The organism is Polaromonas sp. P1_G4 (assembly GCF_056405475.1).
In genome coordinates, this window is the sequence record NZ_JBFUCA010000275.1 from 1 (window position 1) to 5,627 (window position 5,627).

Consider the following 5,627-nt stretch of genomic DNA (forward strand, 5'->3'; position numbering starts at 1 on the left):
TCGCGTTGCGGCCGCCAAGTAACGTGGCTTCGCGCTTGTGGAACTCAGGATCGGAGAAAGTAATGCTGTCGCGGACGATGGAAACGAGGACGTACTTGCCACCGTGGGCGATAAACTGGAATCCGCGTTCCTGCACAGATCACGTCAGCATGATTGGCCCTGCGCAGCGGTCAGACGGGTAACTATATATCTGCTAATTTGGACTGACCACTCTCGGCGGCCAACTTTCGAATCTCGGAAAACCTGGGGAGACCCCCAGCAGCGGAAGCGGTACTTTCGCAGCCTCTGATACTCCGTTCAAAATTAGTTCCGGCATCTCGCCATCAAACAAGGCCGGCCCGGCCAGGCGGTCGACCCAGTTCAGAAGCTGCATGCCGCAGTACACCACGTGGCGCCCACGGATGGTGATGCGCAACCCCCGGCGGTGGCGCTGGAAGACGGGCTCCCCCACCGCATCCTCGAAAGCCTTCAGCCGGTGGCTGGCGCCCGACAGGGACAAGTGACAGCGGCGCGCAGCTTCCGACAATGAACCCGACTCGGCGCAAAGCACCACGAGCCGGATCGAAGCGAGGTCGAAGCGTTGAAGGTTGATAAATTTGGTCATGCCAATTTTTTTGAATGTACCAATTTTGGTCTGACCAGACAAGGTTTTTCCACCACAACTTACCGGCCATGGCCACGCAGGGGCACCGCCCGACGGTATGATCCTTTCGTTACACCTTCCCCGCCATGAGAGTTACCAAGCCTGCCGAACCCCGTCGCCTGTATCAGCAGATCGCCGATCAGATCAGGGAACTGATCGCCAAAGGATCGTTCCAGGTCGGCGACCGTCTGCCGGCCGAGCGCGAGCTGGCATTGCTCCTGGGCGTGTCCCGCCCTTCGCTGCGCGAGGCATTGATCGCCCTGGACGTCCAGAGCAGTGTCGAGATCCGTGGCGGCTCGGGTGTCTACGTCTGCCCGCAACCCAAACGCACTTCCGGGAAGGCCACACCCGCACTCGGCGAGAGCCCAAGGGAACTGATGCAGACGCGCTCCGCCCTGGAGAGCGCGGTGGTGATCCTTGCCTGCGCGCGCGGCACCCCTGAGCAGCTCAAGCAGCTTAGGACGATCGTCACGAGAATGAGGGCTGAAACGGATCGCAACCGCGCCCCGCTGGATCTTGATCGACGCTTTCACATGACGCTTACGCAGATGAGTGGTAATTCCGTGATGGCCCGCATCATCGCCGAGTTGTTCGATGAACGGCACAGCCCGATCTCGGCCAAGCTGTCTTCGAAATACGAGAACCCACGCACCTGGAAGGCTGCGCTGAAGGAACATGAAGCTATTCTCAGCGCTCTGGATGCACGCGATCCGATAGCCGCACAGGCTGCCATGCTCGCCCATCTGCGCGCCTCCGAGCTGCGTTGGGTGGGGGACTGACCCCGTCCCCTGAGGCGTGCATCCACGAGCGCACGATGCGCAGATTGCTATCGCTCGCGCCGGAAATTGAATTGGTGCCGGGCCCGAGCCGAGCCTAGCATCGCGCGTACCCCCCGCCGCTGCACATCGCAATTTAGGAGACGATTCACATGAACATGCAAACCCACTATCCCAGCCTGAAAGACCGGTCCGTCCTCATCACCGGGGGGTCGACCGGCATCGGTGCCACCCTGGTGCGGCAGTTCGCAGCGCAAGATGCGAAGGTCGGGTTCATCGACATCGACGTGGACAACGCGCTCGCCCTTCAGGCAAGTGTGGCGAAGGAGCTCGGCAAGCGCGTGCATTTCATGCGCAGCGACGTCACCGACACTGACGAAATGCGCCAGGCGATCAAAGCGCTTCGCACCCAGATCGGGCCGATCCGGGTGTTGCTGAACAACGCGGCCAACGACGAGCGACACCTGATCGAGGACACGACACCGCAATACTGGGACGCGGGCGTCGCCGTGAACCTCAAGCACCAGTTCTTCGCGGCGCAGGAAGTCGCGCCAGACATGAAAGCGCTGGGCGGCGGCTCCATCGTCAACTTCGGCTCGGTCAGCTGGATGCTCAAGCAAGGCGGCATGCCGGTTTACACCACCTGCAAGGCAGCCGTGCAAGGGCTCACCAGGAGCCTGGCGCGAGACTTCGGACCCTTCCGCATTCGAGTGAACACCCTGGTGCCGGGTTGGACCATGACGGAAAAACAGTTGCGGCTGTGGGTCACACCCGAGTCCAAGGCAGACCTGGCCCGTGCGCAATGCCTGCCGGGGGATTTGATGCCTGAACACATTGCGAAGGCGGCGCTGTTCCTGGCTTCCGACGACAGCGAGATGATGACGGCGCAGGATTTGGTTGTCGATGGAGGGTGGACATGATCGATGGGCCACCCGAAGGATATTGAATTCCATCGAAATCTGACAAGGGCGGCCCTACCAGGAGGATAGCGACGCCCCAGAATTGAAAAAGCCCTTGAATCCGTTAGGAATCAAGGGCTTGCGCATCTGGTGGCCTGGGGCGGAATCGAACCACCGACACAAGGATTTTCAATCCTCTGCTCTACCGACTGAGCTACCGGGCCTGAGCCTCAGATTATATATCACCCGAAAGGGGTGTCCGGCCCCCTGGGTCTTCAAGGTCAGACGCCGCGTTTGCCGCGGGTCAGATCCACGCCGAGTTGCTTGAGCTTTCGGTAGAGGTGGGTACGCTCAAGACCGGTTTTCTCCGCCACACGGGTCATGGAGCCGCCTTCCTTGGCTAAATGAAATTCGAAATAGGCTTTTTCAAATTCGTCACGCGCGTCGCGCAATGGTTTTTCCAGCAGAAAACTCTGCGTGGCCTGCGGTCCCAGGTCAACAGGTGTCGGCAAGGTCCCGCCGGTCATCACGGCTTCTACCGTGAGGTCGGCTGCGTGTGCCGCGGGGCTGCTGTTCATTACGGCGGGTTTGCGGGGAGCTGCCTTGGTGAGGCCCTGCTCCACCGCCTTCAGGAGTTTTTGCAGCGTGATGGGTTTCTCAAGAAACGCCATGGCGCCGATCTTGGTAGCCTCGACTGCCGTATCGATCGTGGCGTGGCCGCTCATCATGATGACGGGCATGGTCAGCAAGCCACTGGAAGACCACTCCTTGAGCAGCGTCACGCCGTCAGTGTCGGGCATCCAGATGTCCAGCAGCACCAGGTCGGGCCTGGAACGTCCGCGGGCGGCACGGGCCTGAGCGGCGTTCTCGGCGAGCTCGACCTGATGCCCTTCGTCATTAAGAATTTCTGAGAGAAGGTCGCGTATGCCCAGCTCGTCGTCGACCACCAGAATATTTGCCATGATTGAATTGCTGCCTGCCTGTTATTGCGAATGCCGTGCGGATATCGAAGTGTTACTGAATGTGTTGTTAAGCCACAACTGCAAATGATAACGACACTTGTGCCCCTTGCACCAAACCGTCTGCCACGCGGTTTGAAATATCGATGCGGGCTCCGTGTTCATCTGCAATTTTTTTGACGACCGCGAGCCCCAGACCCGTGCCCTTTACCTTGGTCGTGACGTAGGGCTCGAACGCGCGTTTGAGGATATGTTCGGGGAAGCCCGTTCCGTTGTCGCGCACCGTCAGACGCACACGCCTGGACGTTTCAGAGTATTCGGTCTTGAGCGTAACCCGTCCGTCCTCCTTGCCTTCCTGCGCATCCTGGGCATTCTGCAACAGGTTGTGGATGACCTGGCGCAGCTGCTGGTCGTCGCCCTGGATTTTCGGGGCCTTGGGGTCCAGCTCTGTGACGACCGGAACCGCGGCACTGCCGCTGCGCAGCTCACTGTGACCGTCGCTGAGGTAGAGCTGCATCACGTCGTTGATCAATGCATTGAGGTCAACAGGCTTGAGCTCGGCCGCCGGCAGGCGGGCGTAGTCGCGGAACTCATTCACCAGCCGCTTCATTGCGTCGACCTGGTCAACGATGGTCTTGACGGATTTGGTGAGCAGCAGTTGCTCAGGTTCGCCGACCTTGCCGGTGAGCTTCATTTCGAGGCGCTCAGCCGACAGCTGGATGGGCGTGAGCGGGTTCTTGATCTCGTGGGCCAGGCGGCGCGCCACCTCGCCCCACGCCTGCGCGCGTTGGGCCGACACCATTTCGGAAACATCGTCAAACACCAGCAAAAACTCTTCGGTGCCCGGCATCTTGGCGCCACGGGCGATCAGCGTGATGGCGTTGTCGGGCGYACCGGGCACGGCCGCGTTGAGCTCAAAAGACTGCTGCCAATGCTCAAGCCCGTGCGGCGCACCATCGCTGAGGTAATCGGTGAACTGGGCCAGCACATCTTTGGCAAACAGGCCCAAGCCTGGCACTTCGCCCAGCGATTTTCCGTGGTACGCCGCCAGCGGCGCACGCAGGATGCGGGTAGCCCCAGGGTTGCTGGACTGGATGCGGCCATGCACATCCAGCACGATCACGCCGGCGGTGAGGTTGTCCAGAATGGTCTGCAGGTTGGCGCGCGCGGCATCAACCTGGCTCATGCTTTGCTGCACTGCCGAGCGGGCATCGGCCAGCTGCTGTGTCATGTCGGCAAAAGAACGCGTGAGCCCGCCCAGCTCGTCCTTGCCCTGCAGGGCGGCCTTGGGTGTCAAGTCGCCCTGGGCCACCTGGCGCACGCCCTCCGCCAGCACCAGCAGCGGCTTGGCCAGCTGGTTGCCCAGCACCACGGCCAGCAGTACCGCACCGAATACGGCCAGGAACAAGCTGAGCGTGAGTGTGCCTATATACATCTTGCGCAGGCCGCCGCGTGCCAGCGCGCGCTCCTGGTATTCGCGGTTAGCTTCCTGGACGGCGACAGCATTGGCCACCAGGCCCTCAGGCAGCAGCTGGGTCACCTGCAAAAACCGCGCGTCGCCCAGCACGTTCACATTGGGGTTGTTCACCACGGCAATCGCCTTGACCCGCGCAACGGCCCCCGGCGCGGTACCGGCAGCCCCACCTGCGGCCAGCTCGCCGTTGCCGGCAGACACCACCTCATCGAGGCCTTCAATCTGCGTGACGACGCGCTGCGTGCGTGCCGTGCGCAGTTGCTGTACTGAGGGGCGTTCGGGTTTCAGCAGAAATCTCGACTCACCTGCGCTGGCTATCACCTGGCCCGAGGGGCTCCAGAGCACCACATCGCTGGCCTGGAGCTGGTCGCGCAGGCGTTCAAGTGCGAGGCCAGCCATGGCGTCCGGCGTCTCGGCAATCTGGGTGGCGGCCTGCCGTGTCTTGTTGCCAAGGTCGGCGGCCAGGGTGTCCAGCGTGGCCCGGCCCAGGTTCAACCCGGCCGCCAGCGCCCCCTCCACTTCCACATCAAACCAGCTTTCAATGGACCGCGACACAAACTGGTAGGACACCACATAAATCATCAGCCCCGGCATGAGGCCGACCAGCGCAAAGATGGCGGCCAGCTTGACCAGCAGCCGGCTGCCGAAGCGGCCGCGGTACAGCCGCAGGGCAAGGCGCGCCACGATCCATCCGATGACCAGCAGCAGCAAGCCGGCAACGGCCACGTTGAGCACGAAGAGCAGTGCGTAATTGCGCTCGTACAGCTCGCGATTGCCGGTGGCCTGCGTCAGCAGGAACATCAGCACCAGGCCGAGCGCCGCGATGGCCCCCACGCCGACACCGACCGTCCAGCGAAAAGCCTTGCTGCTCTTGAG

At 61.8% G+C, this 5,627-nt stretch carries 5 protein-coding genes, 1 tRNA gene and 1 pseudogene; 2 read left to right on the forward strand and 5 right to left on the reverse strand.

Features of this window, described 5'->3' with window-relative positions; genetic code table 11:
• Both AC1D1X_RS14170 and AC1D1X_RS14175 read right to left on the reverse strand, forming a co-directional pair.
• Positions 1–139: pseudogene (locus AC1D1X_RS14170) on the reverse strand (dehydrogenase); the annotation flags it as partial.
• Positions 140–193: 54 nt separating this feature from the next.
• Positions 194–646: a helix-turn-helix domain-containing protein gene (locus tag AC1D1X_RS14175; protein WP_477670188.1), complete on the reverse strand. Its 453-nt coding sequence runs from the start codon at positions 644–646 to the stop codon at positions 194–196.
• A gap of 83 nt (positions 647–729) precedes the next feature.
• Here AC1D1X_RS14175 and AC1D1X_RS14180 point away from each other — a divergent pair, with 83 nt between their 5' ends.
• Together AC1D1X_RS14180 and AC1D1X_RS14185 are read left to right on the forward strand one after the other, a co-directional pair.
• Positions 730–1,422 carry a FadR/GntR family transcriptional regulator gene (locus AC1D1X_RS14180; RefSeq protein ID WP_457282638.1) on the forward strand — a complete coding sequence of 231 codons (693 nt, stop codon included), beginning with the start codon at positions 730–732 and terminating at the stop codon, positions 1,420–1,422.
• A gap of 149 nt (positions 1,423–1,571) precedes the next feature.
• Positions 1,572–2,339 carry an SDR family NAD(P)-dependent oxidoreductase gene (locus tag AC1D1X_RS14185; RefSeq protein WP_477670189.1) on the forward strand — a complete coding sequence of 256 codons (768 nt, stop codon included), beginning with the start codon at positions 1,572–1,574 and terminating at the stop codon, positions 2,337–2,339.
• A gap of 127 nt (positions 2,340–2,466) precedes the next feature.
• Here AC1D1X_RS14185 and AC1D1X_RS14190 read toward each other — a convergent pair.
• From AC1D1X_RS14190 to AC1D1X_RS14200, 3 genes are all read right to left on the reverse strand, one after another.
• Positions 2,467–2,542: transfer RNA gene (locus AC1D1X_RS14190), tRNA-Phe, on the reverse strand.
• 57 nt (positions 2,543–2,599) lie between these two features.
• Positions 2,600–3,280, reverse strand: coding sequence for a response regulator (locus AC1D1X_RS14195; protein ID WP_457282636.1), 681 nt, complete (start codon positions 3,278–3,280; stop codon positions 2,600–2,602).
• Positions 3,281–3,347: 67 nt separating this feature from the next.
• On the reverse strand, positions 3,348–5,627 hold a 2,280-nt coding region (locus AC1D1X_RS14200; protein WP_477698497.1), incomplete at its 5' end, for an ATP-binding protein.

What these genes read in the sequence shown, in the direction of transcription:
- AC1D1X_RS14180 (WP_457282638.1), top strand. Translation starts at nt 730, where the DNA reads ATGAGAGTTACCAAGCCTGCCGAACCCCGTCGCCTGTATCAGCAGATC.
- AC1D1X_RS14185 (WP_477670189.1), top strand. Translation starts at nt 1,572, where the DNA reads ATGAACATGCAAACCCACTATCCCAGCCTGAAAGACCGGTCCGTCCTC.
- AC1D1X_RS14195 (WP_457282636.1), bottom strand. Translation starts at nt 3,280, where the DNA reads ATGGCAAATATTCTGGTGGTCGACGACGAGCTGGGCATACGCGACCTT.